Source organism: Winkia neuii subsp. neuii DSM 8576, assembly GCF_000420405.1.
In the GTDB taxonomy this organism is placed as follows: Bacteria; Actinomycetota; Actinomycetes; order Actinomycetales; family Actinomycetaceae; genus Winkia; species Winkia neuii.
Genome location: NZ_ATUW01000003.1, coordinates 212,676 through 232,713, shown reverse-complemented (window position 1 = coordinate 232,713; position 20,038 = coordinate 212,676). Strand labels below are relative to the sequence as shown.

21 protein-coding genes are annotated in these 20,038 nt (G+C 57.9%); 10 read left to right on the top strand and 11 right to left on the bottom strand.

Going from position 1 to position 20,038, the window contains the following annotated elements:
* Window positions 1–16: 16 nt before the first annotated feature.
* The 3 genes from hpt to folE all read left to right on the top strand — a co-directional run bounded on the left by hpt (window position 17) and on the right by folE (window position 3,269).
* Complete coding sequence (hpt, locus tag G437_RS0104400; RefSeq protein WP_024331374.1) at window positions 17–568, top strand: hypoxanthine phosphoribosyltransferase; 552 nt, start codon at window positions 17–19, stop codon at window positions 566–568.
* Window positions 569–654: 86 nt separating this feature from the next.
* Window positions 655–2,673, top strand: a complete 2,019-nt coding sequence (gene ftsH / locus G437_RS0104395) for an ATP-dependent zinc metalloprotease FtsH (RefSeq protein ID WP_024331373.1) — start codon at window positions 655–657, stop codon at window positions 2,671–2,673.
* A gap of 26 nt (window positions 2,674–2,699) precedes the next feature.
* A complete protein-coding gene (gene folE, locus G437_RS0104390) occupies window positions 2,700–3,269 on the top strand; it encodes a GTP cyclohydrolase I FolE (RefSeq protein ID WP_024331372.1) in 570 nt (189 codons plus the stop codon).
* Between the two features lie 95 nt (window positions 3,270–3,364).
* On the opposite strand, the gene G437_RS0104385 is transcribed toward folE, so the two are convergent.
* The 3 genes from G437_RS0104385 to speC all read right to left on the bottom strand — a co-directional run bounded on the left by G437_RS0104385 (window position 3,365) and on the right by speC (window position 8,090).
* Window positions 3,365–4,270, bottom strand: coding sequence for a DMT family transporter (locus G437_RS0104385; RefSeq protein ID WP_024331371.1), 906 nt, complete (start codon window positions 4,268–4,270; stop codon window positions 3,365–3,367).
* 122 nt (window positions 4,271–4,392) lie between these two features.
* On the bottom strand, window positions 4,393–5,844 hold the full coding sequence (potE, locus tag G437_RS0104380) for a putrescine-ornithine antiporter (protein ID WP_029769270.1): 1,452 nt from the start codon (window positions 5,842–5,844) through the stop codon (window positions 4,393–4,395).
* A 44-nt stretch (window positions 5,845–5,888) separates the two neighbouring features.
* Window positions 5,889–8,090 carry an ornithine decarboxylase gene (gene speC, locus G437_RS0104375; protein ID WP_269431440.1) on the bottom strand — a complete coding sequence of 734 codons (2,202 nt, stop codon included), beginning with the start codon at window positions 8,088–8,090 and terminating at the stop codon, window positions 5,889–5,891.
* Between the two features lie 514 nt (window positions 8,091–8,604).
* On the opposite strand from speC, the gene folP reads away from it, so the two are divergent.
* Genes folP through G437_RS0104355 form a run of 4 tightly spaced genes read left to right on the top strand, consistent with a single transcriptional unit; the run spans window position 8,605 to window position 11,991 of the window.
* Complete coding sequence (gene folP / locus G437_RS0104370; protein ID WP_233186746.1) at window positions 8,605–9,456, top strand: dihydropteroate synthase; 852 nt, start codon at window positions 8,605–8,607, stop codon at window positions 9,454–9,456.
* A complete protein-coding gene (gene folK, locus G437_RS0104365; protein WP_024331367.1) occupies window positions 9,453–10,715 on the top strand; it encodes a 2-amino-4-hydroxy-6-hydroxymethyldihydropteridine diphosphokinase in 1,263 nt (420 codons plus the stop codon). The genes folP and folK overlap by 4 nt, the downstream gene beginning before the upstream one ends.
* Entirely contained in the window at window positions 10,715–11,197 is a 483-nt protein-coding gene (locus G437_RS0104360; RefSeq protein WP_024331366.1) for a DUF3180 family protein, read from the top strand. The genes folK and G437_RS0104360 overlap by 1 nt, the downstream gene beginning before the upstream one ends.
* Before the next feature lie 59 nt (window positions 11,198–11,256).
* Window positions 11,257–11,991 carry a hypothetical protein gene (locus G437_RS0104355; RefSeq protein ID WP_070454712.1) on the top strand — a complete coding sequence of 245 codons (735 nt, stop codon included), beginning with the start codon at window positions 11,257–11,259 and terminating at the stop codon, window positions 11,989–11,991.
* A 9-nt stretch (window positions 11,992–12,000) separates the two neighbouring features.
* Here the strand turns inward: G437_RS0104355 and radA are convergent, their stop codons facing one another.
* The 3 genes from radA to G437_RS0104340 are packed head-to-tail and all read right to left on the bottom strand — an operon-like array spanning window position 12,001 to window position 15,605.
* A complete protein-coding gene (gene radA / locus G437_RS0104350; RefSeq protein ID WP_024331364.1) occupies window positions 12,001–13,389 on the bottom strand; it encodes a DNA repair protein RadA in 1,389 nt (462 codons plus the stop codon).
* Between the two features lie 35 nt (window positions 13,390–13,424).
* Window positions 13,425–14,096: a potassium channel family protein gene (locus G437_RS0104345; protein ID WP_024331363.1), complete on the bottom strand. Its 672-nt coding sequence runs from the start codon at window positions 14,094–14,096 to the stop codon at window positions 13,425–13,427.
* A gap of 21 nt (window positions 14,097–14,117) precedes the next feature.
* A complete protein-coding gene (locus G437_RS0104340; RefSeq protein WP_024331362.1) occupies window positions 14,118–15,605 on the bottom strand; it encodes a TrkH family potassium uptake protein in 1,488 nt (495 codons plus the stop codon).
* Window positions 15,606–15,795: 190 nt separating this feature from the next.
* On the opposite strand from G437_RS0104340, the gene G437_RS0104335 reads away from it, so the two are divergent.
* Both G437_RS0104335 and G437_RS11175 read left to right on the top strand, forming a co-directional pair.
* Complete coding sequence (locus tag G437_RS0104335; RefSeq protein WP_024331361.1) at window positions 15,796–16,011, top strand: helix-turn-helix domain-containing protein; 216 nt, start codon at window positions 15,796–15,798, stop codon at window positions 16,009–16,011.
* A 66-nt stretch (window positions 16,012–16,077) separates the two neighbouring features.
* Window positions 16,078–16,176 (top strand): 30S ribosomal protein bS22, encoded by a 99-nt coding sequence (locus tag G437_RS11175; protein WP_003792170.1) that lies wholly within the window; start codon window positions 16,078–16,080, stop codon window positions 16,174–16,176.
* A gap of 369 nt (window positions 16,177–16,545) precedes the next feature.
* Here the strand turns inward: G437_RS11175 and G437_RS0104325 are convergent, their stop codons facing one another.
* The gene (locus G437_RS0104325; protein WP_024331360.1) at window positions 16,546–17,385 is read right to left on the bottom strand and encodes an HAD family hydrolase; all 840 of its coding nucleotides are present in this window, start codon (window positions 17,383–17,385) and stop codon (window positions 16,546–16,548) included.
* A 34-nt stretch (window positions 17,386–17,419) separates the two neighbouring features.
* Between G437_RS0104325 and G437_RS0104320 the strand changes: the two genes are divergently transcribed.
* Window positions 17,420–18,085 carry a histidine phosphatase family protein gene (locus G437_RS0104320; RefSeq protein ID WP_024331359.1) on the top strand — a complete coding sequence of 222 codons (666 nt, stop codon included), beginning with the start codon at window positions 17,420–17,422 and terminating at the stop codon, window positions 18,083–18,085.
* Here the strand turns inward: G437_RS0104320 and G437_RS0104315 are convergent.
* From G437_RS0104315 to G437_RS0104300, 4 genes are read right to left on the bottom strand one after another with little or no spacing between them, the layout of a single operon-like run.
* Window positions 18,082–18,453, bottom strand: a complete 372-nt coding sequence (locus G437_RS0104315; protein WP_024331358.1) for a membrane protein — start codon at window positions 18,451–18,453, stop codon at window positions 18,082–18,084. The two genes, G437_RS0104320 and G437_RS0104315, sit on opposite strands and share 4 nt — an antisense overlap.
* A 39-nt stretch (window positions 18,454–18,492) precedes the next feature.
* Window positions 18,493–18,624: a hypothetical protein gene (locus G437_RS11610; protein WP_269431441.1), complete on the bottom strand. Its 132-nt coding sequence runs from the start codon at window positions 18,622–18,624 to the stop codon at window positions 18,493–18,495.
* Between the two features lie 59 nt (window positions 18,625–18,683).
* Complete coding sequence (locus G437_RS0104305) at window positions 18,684–18,986, bottom strand: hypothetical protein (protein ID WP_024331357.1); 303 nt, start codon at window positions 18,984–18,986, stop codon at window positions 18,684–18,686.
* Window positions 18,986–19,951 (bottom strand): hypothetical protein, encoded by a 966-nt coding sequence (locus G437_RS0104300; protein WP_024331356.1) that lies wholly within the window; start codon window positions 19,949–19,951, stop codon window positions 18,986–18,988. The genes G437_RS0104305 and G437_RS0104300 overlap by 1 nt, the downstream gene beginning before the upstream one ends.
* Between the last annotated feature and the right edge of the window lie 87 nt (window positions 19,952–20,038).

Sequence of the window (20,038 nt, the reverse complement as noted above, 5' to 3'; positions counted from 1 at the left end):
GCCTATCATTAGGAGAGTGGATGCAAAAGATATGGGCACGGACCTCGAAGAAATCCTAATCTCCGAAGATGAAATGCAGGCTCGCCTGTCCGAGCTAGCAGCGCAGATTGACAAAGACTACCAGGGCAAACGGCCAATTGTGGTTGGCGTCCTGAAGGGTGCCGTTATGGTGGTTGCCGACCTGCTGCGCAAAATGCACACCGAGACGCTAATGGATTGGATGGCCGTTTCCTCGTATGGTTCCGGCACTAAGTCCTCGGGCGTGGTGCGCATTTTGAAGGATTTGGATTCCGACATTCAGGGCCGCGATGTGCTCATTATCGAGGACATTATTGATTCTGGCCTTACCCTCTCGTGGCTGGTAACTAATTTGAAGGCCAGGGGGGCCGCTTCGGTCCAGATCGCTGCCGCCCTACGCAAAAAGGAAGCCATGAAGGCCGATTTGGACGTGCGCTATGTGGGCTTTGACATTCCCAATAAGTTTGTGGTGGGCTACGGGCTCGATTTTGCCGAGCGCTACCGCAATCTGCCCTTCGTGGCAACGCTGGCGCCGCACGTGTATCAGTAGTGTTCACCGCTAGCGCATATTTTGTTCTCGCACTTGGACTTCCGGCTAGGCTTTGTGCATAGTGTCAATCTTGAAGGGAATAGTTAATGGCAACGGCTAAGAAAAAGGCGCCCAAGCGCAACTATCTCGCGTGGTTTTTGCCGCTTTTAATTATCGCGTTGATCATTTGGGCGGCAACGCGTCTTTTCGCTCCTGCCGAGATCGACACTTCCGAGGGCGTGGAGTTACTGAAGGGCGATACCGTTTCTAGGGCTGTGGTGAACGACGGTTCGCACCAGGTCACCTTGAACCTGAAGAAGGCGTACAAGCCCAAGGTGCGCACGCAGAATTCTTCTTTCATGGCCTCTGCCCCGAAGCCTGCCAAGAAGGTGCAGTTCCAGTACACGGATGGGCAGGCGAAGGCGCTGTCTGAGCTGGTTTCCAAGGCCAAGTTGGACAAGGGCTACAACTCGCTTTACCCGGTGCCGTCGTGGTGGCAGGGCATCGTGCAGATGCTGCTTATGATTGCCGTGTTTGTGGGGATTTTCTGGTTCCTCACTTCCCGCATGCAGGGTGGGGCCGGCAAGATTATGAACTTTGGCAAGTCCAAGGCCCGCATGAAGGATGCGGATGCACCCAAGGTGCGTTTTTCTGATGTGGCTGGTGTCGACGAGGCCGTCGAAGAGTTGCAAGAGATTCGCGAATTTTTGTCTACCCCGGGCAAGTTCCACCAGCTGGGAGCCAAGATTCCTAAGGGCGTGCTGTTGTATGGCCCTCCGGGCACCGGCAAGACTCTGCTTGCCAAGGCTGTGGCAGGTGAGGCCGGGGTGCCGTTCTACACCATGTCGGGTTCGGAATTTGTTGAAATGTACGTGGGCGTGGGGGCTTCGCGCGTGCGCGATTTGTTCGACCAGGCTAAACAGAATGCGCCGGCAATTATTTTTGTAGACGAGATTGACGCTGTGGGTCGCCACCGCGGCACCGGCATGGGGGGCGGCAATGACGAGCGCGAGCAGACCCTGAACCAGTTGCTCGTCGAGATGGATGGTTTCGACGAGAATACAAACGTCATAATGATTGCGGCTACTAACCGTCCGGACGTGCTGGATCCGGCGCTGCTGCGCCCGGGCCGTTTTGACCGGCAGATTTCGGTGGAGGCCCCCGACATCAACGGCCGCTACCAGATCTTGAAGGTGCACGCTAAGAACAAGCCGATGGTCGATTCGGTGGATTTGCGCCAGATCGCCAAGCGCACGCCAGGTTTTGCGGGTGCTGACTTGGCTAACGTGCTGAACGAGGCAGCGTTGCTAACCGCCCGTTCGAACGCAGATTTGATAGACGAGAGGGCTCTAGACGAGGCAATAGACAGGGTTATTGCGGGGCCCCAAAAGCGCACCAGGGTCATGCTTGCCCACGACAAGTTGGTTACCGCCTATCACGAGGGCGGCCACGCGGTGGCGGCGGCTGCGCTGCGTTATACGGATCCGGTTACCAAGGTGACTATTCTGCCGCGTGGGCGGGCCTTGGGCTACACCATGGTGATGCCTAACGAGGATCGCTATTCGAAGACTCGCAACCAGCTGCTCGACGAATTGGTTTACGCTATGGGCGGGCGCGTAGCCGAGGAACTGATCTTCCAGGATCCTTCGACGGGCGCCTCCAACGATATTGACAAGGCCACCCAGACTGCTCGCAAGATGGTCACCGACTACGGGATGTCTTCGAAGGTGGGCACCATCAAACTCGGTTCCGAGGACACGCAGCCGTTCTTGGGGCGCGAGATGGCATCGGGCTCTGGCATGTCTGGCGAGTTCGCCGCCCTCGTAGATCACGAGGTGCAGGCACTCCTGGAACGGGCTAACCGTGAAGCTTGGCAGGTGCTTTCTGCTAACCGGCACGTCCTCGATCGGCTTGCCGAAAGGCTGTTGGATAAGGAAACTGTTCTGGAAAATGAGCTCAACGAGATCTTCGCTGACGTGCGTAAGCAGCCCCAGAGGCAGACTTGGGCATACAACGCGGACGCTGCTGTGGAGGGCGCCACGTTTGGCAATCCGATCGGCAACGAATCTGACGCCCAGACTCCCAGCCAACCGGTTCCCCCGCAGATTGACTCTGCTGTCGACTAAATAGTTTCAGCTGGCGAAATACGGTAATGAGTAGAGAATTCGATTACGAGCGCGCGCGCAGAGCAGCTTACGAGCTGCTGTGTGCGATAGGGGAGGATCCTTCCCGTCCTGGATTAGAAGAAACTCCCGACAGGGTTGCCAGGGCGTGGAAGGAACTGTCGGTGGGGTTGCACGAGGATCCTTCCGAACACCTCCAGAAACAATTCGAGGTTGGCACTGACGAGATTGTGCTGATTCGCGACATCCCCTTCTACTCAGTGTGTGAGCACCACCTGCTGCCGTTCTTTGGGATGGCAAATGTGGCGTATTTGCCCGCTCACGGCAAGGTTACCGGTTTGTCCAAAATTGCTAGGTGTGTCGAGGGCTTTGCCCGCAAACCTCAGGTGCAAGAACGTCTTACTGCCCAGATTGCCGACGCCCTTTCCCAGAAGCTGCACGCTGCCGGGGTAGCGGTAGTTTTAGAGGGCGAGCACCTGTGCATGACCATGAGAGGTATTAAAAAGCCCGGGGCTAAGACTGTGACTTCAGCTTTGCGCGGGCAGATGCGCAGGAACCAGGCTACCAGAGCCGAAGTTTTGCGGCTCATTACCGGTTAGAACTTACTTGCCCCGGGGTTGCGCAGCTGCGGCGGCACCTGTGTTTGTTCTTTACAGAAGTGGAGCGGGGCACGTGCGGGGGGGCGGGCGTTCGGCTAGCTTTTGCTCTCGACGCGCGCACGGGTTTTTGCTTTTCGGGCTGAGGTGAGTTCTGAAGCTAAAATTGCTGCCACGATCAGGCCTCCGCCGATTACTAGGCGCAAGGTGAGTGGTTCTCCTCCGAAAATAATTGCCGTGACGGCGGCGAATACTGGCTCGCAGGTCATGATGATTGCGACCCTGGTCTGGCTGATGCGCGACTGGGCCCAGGTCTGTAAGAGCATGGCCAGTGATCCGCCCAGCAGAGCCATATAAAACAGGGCGAACCACGTGAAGGCCGTCTTAGGTACCTGTATTCCCCCGGGCGCTGCAAGCAACAGCGACAGCGCGCCCATCATGATGAGTTGGGTTGAGGCCAATGTTTGGGAATCAGTTCGCTTGGAAAAGCGACCTAACAATACGATGTGCAGCGAGTAGCACACGGAACCGGCCAGCGTATAGGTTTCGCCGAGGCCAAAACTTAGGCCTCGCAGTGACAAGATCGCCAGTCCCAGGGTAGCTACCGCAGAGGTGTAGATAACTATGGGCTTGGGGGGCTGCCTGTACATGAGGAGTAGCAAAACTGGAGTTATCACCGCGTACATGCCGGTTATGAAACCGGATACGGAAGCATCTACTGACGCCAGCCCTATCGATTCCAGGTACTGGGCTCCCACGTAGAGGCAGGCTAGCGCCAGCCCGTACCACCAGGCCGTTTTAGAAGCCCACAGGACTCGCCGGCGAAATATCAAGAAGGTGAAGACCGCTGTGAGCACGAAGCGCCAGCCCAGAAAGTCAAACACCGGCAACTCGGTGGTTACTTTCTTGATCATAAAGAACATGGAGCCCCAAATTGAGGTGGCTAAAATCAGCCCCAAGCTGGGCAGAAGTGTGCCGGCGGATCTGAGGGGGGTGGGAAACATCTACGGGTGCTTTCGTGGGGGAAAAGATGGAATATTGACGTGTTATTTATGCGGGCCACAGATGAAGAGTGTGGCGTGACGGCAGGAGCCGCCACGCCACACTCTTGTGGTTTAGGCTAAGCCTACAGAGCTTCTGGCTCGCCCTCTACCTTGGAAGAACCGCTTGTGAGCAGATCGTCCTTATCGGCAGAGTAGTGGTCAGACAGCCTAGAGTTTTCGTCTACTTCGTGCTTGTAGCCCTTCAGGTCCATGACCTTAGGAGCAGCCAGGCCGAACAGCAAGAAGCTGAAGAAGAAGACTAGGGCGCCGCCCATCATCGCAGACTCGCCCGCAGTGTAGAGCGCGTAGCAGCTGTAAATGCCGGCGATAATCGCGATGGTATTGGTAACGCGTGCCTCGCGCTTCGGTACGTTGGCAACCTTCTGCATAACCATCAGTGAACCCATGCAAAGGATGTAGGGGACCACGTTTGTGATGACCGCAAGATTTACCAGTACCTCGAACTGCTCGGACAAGCTTGGGCTGATTGTCATCAGCGAAAGCAGAGTCTGGGCGATAGTAATAATGACCATGCCAACGATAGGGGCGTTTGCCTTGGTGACCTTGGTGAAGGCCTTCGGCATCATACCTTCCAGAGCCAGCGAACGGGCCACCTGGGCAATGGTGAACTGCCAGCCCAGCAGGGAGCCGAAGCACGAGATCACCATCATTGCCAGCACGATCTTGCCGATGGTCGGGTTGAACATCTGCGAGAACGCGAGGCCGAACGGGCCATTGGAGTTAGCAAGGTCCTTATAGTCGACAATGCCGAACATGACGTTGGTGGACACGATGTACATCGCGGCCGCACCCAGGCAGCCACCAAGAACTGCCAGGGGCACGTTCTTCTCGGGGTTCTCGACGGAGTCGGAGTTGGCCGACGCCGACTCGATTCCCAAGAAGCCCCACAGGGTCATTGCGATAGAGGCGCTGATCGCGGGGAAGGTACCCATGTGGTGCGGGTTCCAAGCGTCAACCCACATGTGGCCGCTGAACCAGAACCAGCCGATGATCGAAATACCTACGACGGGAATGATCACGCCCCAGATAGTGAACGTCGAAAGCTGGCCGGTAATGCGGGCACCACCGAAGTTCAAAACGGTGGCTAGCCAAAGCGTCACGATGGTAAGAACGCCAACTAGCAGCGGGCCTTTGTCCATGTTGCCAGTGTCAACCTGGAACAGGCTGAGGGCGTAGCCAACCGCCGAAATGGCGATTGCGATGTTAGCGATCACTAGCGAAATGAAGTAGGCGAAGTTAGTTAGGAAGTTACCTGACTTACCAAATGTGTATTCTGCGTAGCCGCCCATGCCGCCCGGCTTCTTGGTGTAGCGGCCCGCCTTCGCGAACGCGTACGCCAGCAAAGTCGCGCCACCAGCAGTAATGATCCACGAAAGAATCGAGATCGTACCGACCTGGGCCAGCTTAGTGGGGAGCATAATGATGCCAGAGCCCATCATGTTAACCATGGTGAGCACCGTCAGCTGCACTACGCTCATGCGCTTCTTATCAGGAGCGCTTTTAGTGTCTGACATATATTTCCTTGTGTCTGCGAGATGAGAGTACTAAAAGGGTTGCCTTAGTTTTCTTTGAGTGCTTCTTCCTTCAGCACGTAGCCGTAAGCGCGCTGGCGTCCGTCTTCCTCGGTGACCATGTGGACACCCTGGAGTTCGGGAGCGAAACCGGGGAGCACGTTGATGCCTTCCTCAAGGGCCATGAAGTACTTGAGCTGGGTGTCGGACCATACCTCGCCCGGAGCAACACAGATGATGCCCGGAGGGTAGGGCAGAGCGCCCTCGGCAGCGACGCGGCCTTCGGCCTCTTCGATCGGAATGAAGTCGATCTGCCCGCGTAGGAACGCGAAGTTTGCCTGCTGGGTGCTGGTAGCAACCTCGGGGAAGTGTTCCTCGCGGAACATGTCCTTCTGCAGCTGGGCAACGGTGCGATCCTTGTAGAAGTCGTGCATCTCCTGGCAAAGCTGGCGAATGGTGTAGCCCTCGTAGCGCTCGTGGTTGGCGGCGTAAATGTCGGGCAGCACCTCGGCCAGCGGGGCGTCCTCGTCAACTAGCTTCTCGAAACGGACCAGAGCGGAAACCAAATCCTCCATCTTGGAGAGGGTTTCTGCCGGAGTCATCAGGAACAGAATCGAGTTGAGGTCGTTCTTTTCCGGAATGAAATTCTGGGTACGCAGGTAGTAGCAGAGGATGTTGGCAGGAATGCCGAAGTCCTCGTACTCAAAGCCGCCGGTCTTGTTGATCAGGCCGGGAGTGGTAAGCAGCAGCTTCATCGGGTCGACGAAGTACTGCCCCTTCTCGTAAGAATCGAAGCCGTGCCAGGATTCGCCGGGAACAAATTCGAAGTACTTGCGTTCCTTAGCGATCTCCTCGGTGTCTGCGTCCTCCCAAGGCTTGCCATCTACAGTCGGCGGCACGAACGGCTTGATCAGATGGCAGTTCCGCAGGATCATCTTGCGGGTCTCGATACCCACGCGAACCGCGTCAGCCCACAGTTTCTCGCCGTTGCCGTTGGCGTGCATCTGGGCGTTGACGTCCAAGGATGCGAACAGCGGGTAGTAGGGGCTGGTGGAGGCGTGCATCATGTAGGACGCGTTGAACTGGTCGAAGTTGACGTAGCGGTCCTGGCCCTTGATGTGCGAATCCTTCTTGTGGATCTGCGAGGCCTGCGAGAAGCCAGCCTGCTGCTTGTGTACAGACTGGGTGACGATGATGCCCGGATCTTCTGGTCCAAGTTCCAGCTTCATCGGCGAGCAGGGAGCCATCATAGGAATCCACTGTTCGTAGCCGACCCAAGCGGAGTCGAACAGAATGTAGTCGCACAGGTGGCCAATCTTGTCGACAACCTGGCGGGCGTTGTAAATGGTGCCGTCGTAGGTGCCCAGCTGAATGACAGCGAGGCGGAACGGACGCTTTTCGTCCTTCTTGTCGGGGTTTACCTTAGCTACGCGCTCGCGCAGGTAATCCTCGTCGAAGCAGTGCGAATCGATACCGCCGATGAGGCCGAAGGCGTTGCGCCCGGTCTCGAGGTAAACGGGATCGGCACCGGCCTGGGTTAGAGCACCCAGGTGGACGGACTTGTGGTTGTTGCGGTCGAACAAAACCATGTCACCGGGAGTGAGCAGGGCGTTCAGCACCACCTGGTTAGAGGCGGAAGTACCGTTCAGAATGAACCAAGTATTGTCAGCGTTGAAAATCTTGGCAGCGTTCTGAGTTGCGGCAGCCGGCGGGCCATCGTGGATCAGCAAGTCGCCCATTGAAACGTCGGCGTTGCAAAGGTCGGTGCGGAAGACGTTGTCGCCGTAGAAGTCGAAGAAACGGCGCCCGGCGGGGTGCTTGCGGTAGAACTGGCCACCCTGGTGTCCGGGGCAGTCAAAGGCGGTGAAGCCTTTTTCGTGGTACTTCACGAGCGAGCCGAAGAACGGAGGCAGGACCTTGTCGTCGTACTTGCGGGCAGCCTCTTCGATCTTGCGACCGTAGAATTCGGCCTGGCCAGCATCGGGCGAAATAACGCCGTAAATGCCTTCGAAGGATTCAGGGCTCTTGTCGCCAGCAACGGAGAATACCGGGATCCCCCAGCCAGTGTCGGTAATCCGCTGGAGAGTCCCGTTTCCTAGATCTTCCTCGTCTAAAATGACTACAGATACATCGGTGTAGTCGGTGTCCTCGACGCAGACCACTTCGCGGTCGGTCGGAACGAATTCATTCTCTATCTCAAACAGTGTAGAGCTAAGCGCTACTTTGCCCTGTTTGGCCAAAGAACTCACCCCTTCTGAAGTAAGTATTAAAATCTGCTGACAACATTCAATGCCGTCAGAGCAAACACGACTGTAGAACCGTGTTACGCCGATCCCAGTTTTACATCTGTAACCCGATTCGCAAAGGACTAAAGTCGGTCAAAGCTGCAGGTGATAACTGCTGATCAAATGGGATATGGTGCGTAAAAAAGATGTAAAACATGCAGGTCATACAGGGTTTAATGTGTTGCGAGCACCACTTTTGCAAATTTGCCGTAAAAGCCCATGCGCAACTGCTTCTTTGTGGTATGGCTAACTCGCATTCTTATGCGAAGGTGCTAGTTGTAGGCCTTTGTGAGATTCCCGGCTAGGGTGAGAGGGAGAAGATTTAGTTGCTGAGTTAAGTAATTTTAATCTCGCGAAATTGTTGTCCCAAATAAGAGCTAAAACAGGATTTGCCATGATTTGCCGATGGGACTTCGGTTTTGAGTCCGCGCCCGCGTCGACTACTCCGAAGATTGTCTGTTTTCGCTAGGGTTAAAGGGTGAGTAGCTCCAGTATGAAAACCTTGTTGATGGCGGTCTGCAACGTAACTCCCGATTCCTTTTCGGACGGTGGCGACCACCAGCGTCCCCAAGAGGCAATCGAATACGCCAAGAATGCGGTGCGCGTAGGTGCCGACCTCATTGACGTGGGTGGCGAATCTACGCGGCCAGGATCAACCCGCATCAGCCCCACCGAGGAAATTAGGCGCGTCGGGCAGGTAGTCCAAGAACTCGTGAGCTCGGGCATTACCGTTTCGGTCGACACAATTCACGCTGCCACTGCCGAATACGTGCTGGATCTAGGGGCGCAGATAATAAACGACATCTCGGGCGGAGCCTACGACCCAGACATGGTCTCGGTAATTGCCGACTCCGATTGCGACTACATACTGCAACACATGCGCGGAACCCCCGACACAATGGACCAACTCGCCAGCTATCCCGAAGGCGTAGTGCCCACAGTAATCGACGAGCTGCGCCTAAACACCGACAAATTTATTCGCGCCGGCGTCTCGCCCTCCCGAATCATCTGGGATCCGGGCCTGGGGTTCGCTAAAACTCCCGCCCAATCCTGGTCCCTGCTCGGTGCCACCGCCGAATTAGCCTCCGCCAGCCCCTGCGGAAAAGTACTCATCGGCACGTCTCGCAAACGCTTTTTAGAGAGCGCGGTCCCTGCCGGCACCCAGGCGCCGGCCAACCGGGGCAACATAAAGGCGCACGAGCGGGACCTGGTTACGGCGGCGACTTCCGCCCTCGCCAGCGCCAGTGGGGCGTGGGGGGTGCGCGTACACGATGTGGCCCGCACTCGCGCCGCCCTCGACCTGATGAGCGAGCTAGAGGGGAAGCAATGAGCGCTCCCAAAGATTGCATCTCGCTGGTAGGCATTACCGCCCTCGGAAAACACGGCGTCTACGACTTCGAACGGCAAACGGGCCAGACTTTTACAGCCGACGTGGACGTATTTACCTCCACCAAAAGGGCGGGCAGCACGGACGCTTTAGAAAACACGATCGACTATTCGGTGCTTGCCGAAAAGGTGCGGGCGGTGCTCGCAGGTCCGCCCTCGAACCTTATAGAACAGGTAGCAGAACACGTAGCGCGAGTGGCCCTCGAATCAGGTGCGGCCGCCACCCGGGTGCGCATCCACAAGCCGGAGGCCCCGATCGAGGCTCAAGCAAAAGACGTAACGGTCACCATTTGGCGCGGGGCTCAAACGGACCAGGTGATCACCGACCTTGCTGCGGCCGAGGGCGGCGACCTGCCTAACGGGGAGGCTGCCCCACTTCCGCCGGACCTAGACAAAGCTACCGAGTCGATTCCAGCGCCAGGCCAGGGAGCCTTAGAACAAGCTGGACACGCCCGCGGGGCGGTTTTGGCTCTGGGGGCCAACCTTGCCGACCCGGTCGTCACGTTGCGGCGGGCGGTGGCCGACCTTGAAAAGGTTCCTGGAATAAACCTGGTAAGGGTTTCGCCACTGGTGCGCAGTGCTGCGGTAATTGACCCAGAGCAGAAGGCTCAGCCCGACTATCTGAATGCGGTACTTGAAATTACTACCACGCTCTCGCCTCGCGAGCTGCTGGACGAGTGCGCGCGAATCGAAAATAGTCACGGGCGCGTGCGCACCGAGCATTGGGGGCCGCGCACGCTGGATATAGACATCGTCACGATCGATGGAATCGTTAGCCAGGACCCGGCGCTAACCTTGCCCCACCCACGCGCCCACCAGCGTGCCTTCGTGCTCGTGCCCTGGTCGCTCATGGATCCGAACGCAGTGTTGAAAAACCAGCAGGTAGCAGACCTAGCGCGCCTTGCCCCCGATCGGGGCGGCATTAAGCACGTGTGGGAAAACTGGCTGGACGTAGTCGAGGCTGCGGCTGGAAACAGTGAACCTGCCCCCTTCACGGGCACGGTACCCCTGCCCTCGTGGGAAGCCGTAGTTCGGGGAAACCAGACCATCCGGGTTGTGGACGACGACGGGGCTAGCCCCGCCCAGGAAGGGGCGCCCACTAGGGCCAAAACCGCCAAAAAGGTCAGTTGGGTCAGGCAAATGTGGGAATTTTTGCGGCGGGAACCCACCCCGTCTCCGGTTCGTAAGGAAACTGAAAACTAGTGGTACAGCTGAAATGGTGGGCGCTAGCGCTCCTGGCAGTTGGGGGAGCGGCGCTAAACCTCGTCCTGTCGGCAGTACTGCTGGCTGTAGGGGAGCTGCCTCCCAGCCTGCACCCGATCGTCGGGGGAGTCATTGCCGTCATGGCGTTGGCTCTGTTCTGGGCGGGCCGCAGGGTTCTTGCCTACCGCAAAAAGAAATCGCACATGAGTCCAATCATGGCCGCCAATATTGCCCTTATGGCTCAGAGTGCGGCAATTTTTGGGTCCGCTTTAGCCGGGTTTGCCGCAACGGGCATTGCCGTCGCCCTCACCCAGTTGGGGGCCCACCGCGACAGTGCGGCTATCAGTTCTGCGGTGGCGCTAGTTGCAGCGCTGGCCTTTTTAGGGGTGGGCCTACTAGTGCAACATTGGTGCCGCATTGACGACGACGATGATGACGACGATTCGAAAACGTCGCGTCCGCGCGGCGCCCAACCCGCCTAAACGCCTTCGTTCGGCGCGCCAGGTGGGCGCGCGCTGGCAGGGCCGGTACCGTCTTCTATATGAGCCAGCCCAAACGCAACCGCAAAACGACCTCGAAACCAAGAAAGAACGCTGGCTCTAGCACAAACAGGGGCCGCCGCCCCTCCCCACGGCGGCAAACTAACCGGCCTGCGGGGGCACCTCGGCAACGCCGGCGCCCTACCCGCCAACAGTTCTGGGTGCGCCGCCTGGTGGCTTTGGCCATACTCATAGCTCTGCTAGCCGGGGGCGTCTACGTTTGGATGTGGGCTAAGGGAAAGCTCGCCGAGGACGCCCAAAAAGCCGCCGCAAAGGCGAAATCGCAGGCGCAGGTGTACATGCCAAAAGACTGTCAGCTGAAGAATTTAGAAATTAGGGTTTCTCCAGAACAAACCGTCTACCAGGTAGGTAGCGAAGTTGGGCTGCAGATGTCGGTCAAGAACACCGGCGAGACCCCCTGCATAGCGGACGGTTCCTTCGCGAAGGTGGGAGTTCACATAAAAAGCGGTGACCAAGACACTTACTTTTCGCTGCCGTGCAACAAGGATCTTCCCAAGAAAACCCTGTTGCTCGACAAGAATCAAACCTGGCAAAAGACTCTAGCCTGGGATGGGAGTACAGCCGACAAAAAATGTGCTGCAACCGGCTCAGCCCAAGCTGGCACCTACAAGCTCATTCCCGTCTTTGGGAACAAGGAATTCCCAGGGGAACAGTCGATAGTTACTTTTGAGGGCGCGCCGGCCCCTCAGAGCCAAGAAACCCCGCAGGGCCAGTAACCCTACCGCTTAGGAATGGCTCGGTGGCAACGCCGCCCCAACCGCCTGGGCCACGTTCGCTACGGGAAGCAAGCGCATATTTTTTGGTGCCGCCAGCTCTTCTGCCCCCTGGGCGGGCACAATCGCCAGCTGGAAACCCAGCCGGGCGGCCTCGCCAAGACGCCGCTGCAGCCCCACGCATGCCCGTAGTTCGCCGGTTAGGGACACCTCCCCGCAGGCGATTAGATGGGGATCGGCAACCCGCCCGGTAGAAGCAGAAACCACCGCCAAAGCGGTTGGCAGGTCAATTGCCGGTTCGGCAGTTTTTGCCCCACCCACCGTAGACACGTAGACGTCTTGGTGGGTTAAGTCCAAACCTAATCGAGCCTGCAAAACCGCCAATGTCATTGCCACGCGGGAGCGATCTAGCCCCACCGCTGCCCGCCTGGGCGAGCCCCCGGAAACGGAGGGGGCCACCAGCGCCTGCACCTCGGTGGGCAGAGGACGGCGGCCAGCTAAAGAGACCGTAGCGCACGTGCCTGGAACCGCCTGCCTGTCCTGGGACAAGAACAGGCCAGAGGGATCTTCTAGGCCCACAATGCCGCGTTCGCCCAATTCAAAACAGCCCACCTCGTCAGTGGGGCCGTACCTGTTTTTTACGGCCCGCAACAGGCGCAACCTGGAGTGGCGGTCGCCCTCGAACTGGCAGACCACATCGACTAAGTGCTCCAAAATGCGCGGGCCAGCAATACCTCCGTCCTTGGTTACGTGCCCCACTAGCAGGACGGGGATATTGCGGGATTTTGCGGCCTGAATTAGCGCGGCGGTAACCTCGCGCACCTGGGCTACCCCGCCGGGGGAACCTTCAATTTGGGCTGAAGCAAAGGTTTGTACTGAGTCGGCAACCACCAACGAGGGCGAATTCTGCTCGATATGCCCCAGAACCGTACCCAGGTCAGTTTCAGAAGCCAGTAGCAGGGAGGGATCTAAAGCTCCAATGCGCTCGGCACGCAAACGTACCTGAGAAGCTGATTCTTCGCCGGTAATGTACAGGACCTTCCCACCTCCCTCGGCACGGGACTGCCTGGCAGCCTTAGCCGCCACGTCGAGCAACAAAGTGGATTTGCCAACCCCAGGTTCCCCCGCCATCAGCACGACTGCGCCAGGTACGATCCCGCCGCCTAGTACTCGGTCCAATTCGCTCACCCCACTGGGGCGGGCAGTGGCCGAAGTGATGTCGACTTGCTCAATTGGCAACGCCTGCTGGCGCGGCGCCGTGGCAGCAGACTTGGTTCCAGCCGGGGCGGCCCCGACCTCGTCGACTGTGCCCCACTGTTCACATTGGCGGCATTGGCCAACCCACTTGGCAGAGGTCCACCCACATTCGCTGCAGCGGTAAAGAGTCTTATTTTTGGCCATACCAGAAATCTAACGCGCCCCACCCACAGATGAGGTTAGGGGCGTTCAGCGAAGCGTTCCAGTAGCTCGGCGTCCCCGGAAACAATGATGATGTCGTTTTTGTCGATGCGCGTTTGGGCGGTGGCATATTCGAAGGGCTGCCCCGGGCTCATTACGCCCAGGATTACCACGCCAAAGCGGGCTCGGATGTCTAGCTCGTCCAGAGTGAAGCCGTAGCATTCCTGCGGGGGGCGCATCTTTACGATTGAAAAGCCCTTGCGGTCCATCTCGATGTAGTCGAGCATGCGGCCGCTAACCAGGTGGGCGGTGCGCTGGCCTGCATCGAATTCGGGGTAGACCACGTGGTGGGCGCCAATGCGCTTTAGAATGCGCCCATGTTCGCGCGAGGTAGCCTTGGCCCAAATGGAGGGCATGCCAATGTCTACTAGGTTCGCAGTAATAAGTACGGAGGCCTCTAGTGAGGTACCCACCCCAACTACTGCGTTTTGGAACTCGCGAGCCCCCAGCTGTTCTAGCGCCTCCATATTAGAGGCGTCGGCTTCCACTAGGGGCAGGCGGCCCTGCCAACGTTGGACTATGGTGGGATCCTTTTCGACAGCCAAAATCTCGCGCCCCAGTGAGTCAAGTGTGGCCGAGACTGCCGAGCCGAAGCGACCCAAACCAATTACTAAAGTTGCCGATGCCTCGGGGGCGTCCTTTTTAGCCATGCCTTTATCCTAAACCCGTCTTTAACCAATTGCCGGACGCTCTTCTGGCATCCGGATCACCCGGCGGCGTTCGCGCAGGGCGAGGGCGGCCGCCACGGTCATAGTGCCCATGCGCCCAGAAAACATTAGTGCAGTTAAAAGGTATTTGCCAGCCGCTGGTAACAGGGGGGTGATCCCAGTAGATAACCCCACCGTGGCGAAGGCCGAGATCACTTCGAAGCTGATTTCGTCTAGCGAAAAGTTGGTGAAGACGAGCAGGCCGAAGATCGAGATTGCAACGAGTAGTGAGCCGATCGAAACCACGGCCACCGAAAGGCGCACGGTCTGCGGGGGAATGCGACGGCCAAAAGCCTCGATGTCGCGATCGCCTCGAGCCTCGGCAACAATTGCCAGCACCATAACAGCCAGGGTGGTTACCTTGATGCCGCCTGCCGTAGAGGCTGACCCGCCGCCAATGAACATCAAAATATCTTGTAAGAACCAGGTGGCGCTGGTCTCGTCGGCAACGTTGATTGTAGATATGCCTAACGAGCGCGAGTTGACACCCAACAGCAGCGAGGTGAGCATTTTGGCGTGTGGGGGCATGGGTTGCAGCGTTTGGGGATTGTCCCATTCGGAGGCCCCCAAGATGGCTGCCGCCCCGATGATTAGCAGCACGTAGGTGGTCAACGTCATCTTAGTGTGCAAGGTCCACAGCCTGGGATTGCGCCACCTGCGGGCTATGTCTAAAGTCACGGGAAAGCCTAGGGCGCCCACAAACATGCCTACGATTATGGGCATCATTATCCACCAGTCAGCAAAGTAGGCGTTCATCCCCTCGGGCAAAACTACGAATCCGGCGTTGTTGAAAGCCGATATTGCCATGAAGAACGAGTGCCACACGGCCGTTTTAAAGTTTTCGCCTAGCATCACAAAACGGGGCAGCATGATTATGAACAGCAGCCCTTCCATGGTGAAAGAAGTGACGACTACAGCTTTGACTAATGAACCTACCGCCCCTAGCGAGTCTGTTTTGGTCTCGGTTGCAGCCAACATGCGCTGGGTGAGCCCGATGTGACGGGATACTGCCAGGGCCAAGATCGAAGCGAGAGTCATCACTCCCAGGCCGCCAACTTTGATCGCCACTAAGATGACGGCTTGACCAAATACTGACCAGTAAGAGGCAGTATTCACAGTTGTTAGACCTGTCACACATACCGCGGAGGTGCCCGTGAAGAGCGCGTCAACAAAGGGGGCGCGGTGCCCGCTCTGGGTGGCGAAGGGCAGTTCGAGGGCGACAGTAACCACCGCGATGATGGTTAAAAAGGTAAGAATCGCTAAGCGTGCCGGGGATTGTTTAGCAACTTTGTCAACGTAAAGCTTGATCCTCCCGAACGAGGTGGATACGTCGGCTGAGGTGGCATTGTCGGTACGGGAAAAGTCTAACGAAGGGGGCTCTTCGATGGCGTCTTTAGGCACCTCAAGTGCGCGAATGCGGCCAGCGGGCCTTGAATATGCACGACGCGCCATCGCCTGGCGGCCTCCTCGGTGTGAACTAATAGCTTACGTGTGCGCCCATTTGGCGCAGTTCCAAGGGTACCTATAAACGCTACTTAGGGCTAACAATGTTCTAAACCGGTGTGCAGGGAAGCCAAAATCGCATACAATGTCCCTGTGCCGTCACAACGTCGGTAGGTCTCTCAGTCAAGGTGGAGTTTAAATGTCGCAGCAGCCGCCCCGCTTCGTAACCGTAGCCGAGCTGGCTGAACTAATGCGCGTATCCAAAATGACCGTTTATCGGATGATCCACAACGGAGACATTCCCGCAGTGCGGGTCGGAAAGTCCTACCGAGTGCCACAGGTAGCTGTGAATCAGCTCATTGATGCCAGCATTGGTGACTGGTCTGATAGTGGCAATGCGGCAATTGGCGGGTAGAATCTTTTAGGTTACGTGCCCGATGGCATGTGAAGCTGTACGAATCCGATTATTTAGGAGGCACCTATGGGCTCCGTTATTAAGAAGCGCCGTAAGCGCATGGCAAAGAAGAAGCACCGCAAGCTTCTGCGCAAGACTCGTCACCAGCGTCGTAACAAGAAATAAGGTGTTGAGGCCCGGGCAACCCCGGGCCTTTGCCATTTAAAACCCTGCAGTCTTCACTCCCACCCTTGCGCACTTGGGTGAGTGGTGCGCGCTCCCGCCCGCGCGCACTCGGGTAGGTGGGGTGCGCTCCCGCCCGCGCGCACTCGGGTAGGTGGGGTGCGCTCCCGCCCTTGCGCTTCGCGCAAATGCCGGCCCTCGCACGCTGGGGTCAGAAGGATGCGCTCCCGCCCTTGCGCTTCGCGCAAATGCCCGTCCGCGCCCAGAGCGCATCCTTCTGACCCCAGCGCGACACCAATGCCGGTCCCCGCCTAGAGCGTATCCAACTTGCCAAACCGGAGCAGGCGTTGTCGATGTGTCGACGTCGGCAGGTTACCTGTGCTTAGCTAGGCGCTTTAGCTGGCGCACTAGAGTGCGCGCCAGCCAGTAGGCAGCCGCAATCTTTGCCGATCGTTTTGCAGCTTTTTTGGCCCCGGAGGACAATTCTCCGCGTTTGCGCCAGCGCATGTCGTAGATACGCCACCCGGCCGCCAGGGCTGCGAGCCGCAACTTCGTGTCGGGGTTGATAGCAGCCGGGTGGCCAACCGTGCGCAACAGAGGCAGGTCATTTACAGAATCTGAGTAAGCGTAAGAAAGGTCCAAATCGATGTTGCGTTTGCGGGCTAGCCAGTGTACGGCGCCAACTTTGCCAGCGCCATGCATTAGCGGGGAATTCAGCCTAGCTAAGCAGCGTCCATTCTCGTCTAAAGCCACCTGAGTGCCAATTCCCCCGGTGGCCCCCAAACGGCGCGCCAACAGATCAGTAATTTGCGAGGGGGTGGCCGAAATTAGCCACACGTCGTGCCCGCGGGCGCGGTGGTTATCTAAGAGCTCCTTAGCTCTGGGGAATATTCGCGAGGCAAAGAACTGGTCGTAAATCTCCTCGCCAATGGCGATGATTTCCGCCTCGGAATGGCCTTCCAAACATTTGAGCGCGCGCTGAACCAGCGCATCAATTTCCTTCTTGTCCTCGCCAAAGAGCATGTATTTCCAGGCACCCTTAGCGGCTACTGCCAGATCGGCCCAACCTACTATGCCGCGTCTCCAAAGTTCTTGCGCCAATATGAACGAGGAGGAGCCGCGGATCAGGGTTTCGTCGACGTCAAAAAATGCTGCAATGCGCCGTTGGGCACCGCCCGCCCGGGTCTTTGCATCATTTCCGGTGTATGTCACGTCTTAACCCTATATTGACCGTTAGTGTTGTTGCATGAACAAAACTATTGTGCACGTGATGCGCCACGGGGAAGTGGACAATCCTCAGGGAATTCTCTACGGGCGCCGTCCAGGATTTGGGCTCACCGAACTAGGCAAGAAGATGGTTGCCGGGGTGGGCGAGCATTTCAAGTCTATCGACGCGGATATTCGGGCGGTGGTGGCTTCGCCCCTATTGCGTGCCCAGGCTTCCGCCGCCCCCACAGCGAAGCTGTACGGGTTGCCGGTGCTTTCGGACAAGCGCCTGGTCGAGGCCGGCAACACTTTCGAGGGAATGGCCGTAAATGCGAATCGGAGCGCCCTCGCCAGCCCCAAATATTGGTGGCGCTACCGCAACGTGTTCGAACCCTCCTGGGGTGAGCCCTACGAACAGATCGCGCGCCGCATGGTTGCCGGCGTAGCTCATGCCAAAGCACTGGCCAGTGGGGGAGAGGCCCTAGTGGTGTCGCATCAGCTGCCGATTTGGACGTTGCGGCGTTTCGTAGAAGGGCACCACCTCTGGCACGATCCCCGCAGGCGGCAGTGCTCGTTAGCCTCACTAACCTCGTTTACGTTCGAGGGCGACACCTTGGTAGCGCTGACCTATTCGGAGCCGGTCGGCTACATGCTAGGCAAGGCCGCAGATATGGTGCCCGGCGAGTCTGAGGCGCGCCTGGCCTAGTTGGCCTCCTTGCCATCCTCCTCGTCGCGACGCTTTTGCATGTCCCGCTTCAGCTTGAACAAGAATTCTGGATCGTCGTCGGGAGCCAGTTCTTTGGGGCGGGGGCCGGGAGCGTTGCGACGGAAATTGATGGGGGTAGCCGCCGACCACATGGTGGTAGAAACCTTCCCGTCGTTAGCTTCGGCTGCCAACACCCTGGAGGTCACGATCCAACCGAGTCCACCCAACGGCAAGGTCAGAACAATGAGCAGCATCCAGATGCCCTTCGGTAGCCCTGCGGGCATTTTTTGCGAGGGCGTGCGCCCGCAGTCGGCCAGCGCGTAGATTGTTACTGCTAGCGTAAGTATTGCCATTGCTACCCGTACCATGGGCCCAGTCTAAAGAAAACGGGCCCGCCGGGCAGCTATCTACGCGCGCGGCGAATATTTCCAGTCGGTGTTTTTGCGTTTGTCCACCCTGTTGGTGTGGCTATACCAGCAAAGGCTGCCAATTAGCCCTGCCAATACCAGTGCTGCAATAATCCAAACTCCCGTTGTCATTTCGCCTCCTCGGGAAATTCAAACAGGGAGAGGTTTACGCCCGGTTAACTGCCAGTGTGCTACAGGGAAAGTGGATCTTCGCCAGGTAAGTACGTGATGTTGTCCAGCGGACCCCAACCGACATAGTGGTCGCTAAGTTCACCGTCGCAAAACTGTGCGTGCACCTCTAAGTAGTGGGCTAGCGAGAGTACGTAGTGGCGCTGACAGTAGGTGAGTGGCACGGGCCGGCCGTTTTCGCGGGCGATTATTACGTGAGTGGGACTTTCGGAACAGTACCCCTCTTCGTAACAGCAGCGCGAGAGGTTTCCCCCAGAGCCGATCAGCTGGTCGACGTCTACATCGTCCATTGTGCGGGTGGGCACTAGTCCTCCTTCTTGAAGTATTTTTCGGCTGCCTGCGCCATTTGCCCTTCCACGGCACGGGTATGAGCGTCGAGTTCAGCATCGGTGAGCGGTTGGCGCATGTCGTACCAGCGGGCCCAACGCTCGTGGTGGCGCCTGTGCGCCCGGTTGAAGGGAACCATGGTGGCTTCTGCCTCGGTTTCGATGCCGAAGGCCGCCCCGTCTTGGTCCCAGTGCGCCAGTAGCACCTGGTCCTTGGCAGGAACTACGAGGGCGTAGGGCAGCTGTTTAGTGAAGATTGCGTAGGCGGGGGTGGGGCCCACGTAGGAAACGTCGGCTAAGGCTGGCGCGAGGGGAGCGTACTGCACACCCGCATTCAGGGCGTAGTCTTCGACCTCGGACCCGTCCATTATTACGTCGAGCGAGGAGGAAGCGGGAATTTCGTTTGCAGAAACCGAGCCGGGGCGCAAAGCGCGCACGCGCACCTGGGCCACGGTTTTCGCTAAAGATTTCGCGAGCCAATCCTGCAGAGCAGCAGCGTGCGCAAAATTGGAGGTATTGGTGTAAATATTACCGAAACCGACGATGTCTAACTCTACTCTGGCCAGGTCCCCCTCTATCCCGGGCTTGCCCCAAGGCTGGTTGGACTCGTAGGCGGCCTCGCGGGCTACAGAATTGCCAATTGCGTCATGGCGAATGATTAGTTCGTACCAGTTTTGCAGCGGTTGCACAGGGCCTAAATCTTTGAAGGAATCCGGGTCGGTGTAGTGCATGTCCTTACCGTCCACCTTGAAGCGGGCCCGTGCCCCTTCCAGCTGGAGTACCCCCTCGCGGGGAGTCCCGTCGAGCTCGCGGTAGTGGACCGCGAATGCGCTGGGGTTGCCGTCTACCTGGACGAATGAGGCTGGGGTCAGATTAGAGCCGTGAATGGAAAACCGCGAAGTAGCACCGTCCAAGAGCGCGGTGTCGGCCAAGGTACAAGTCACATAACCTCCAAAAGCGTCAACTCGGCCAGCCTAATACATAGGCATAGCAAAATGGAATGGAAGAGAAAAGTGGTGGTTGCGATGCGG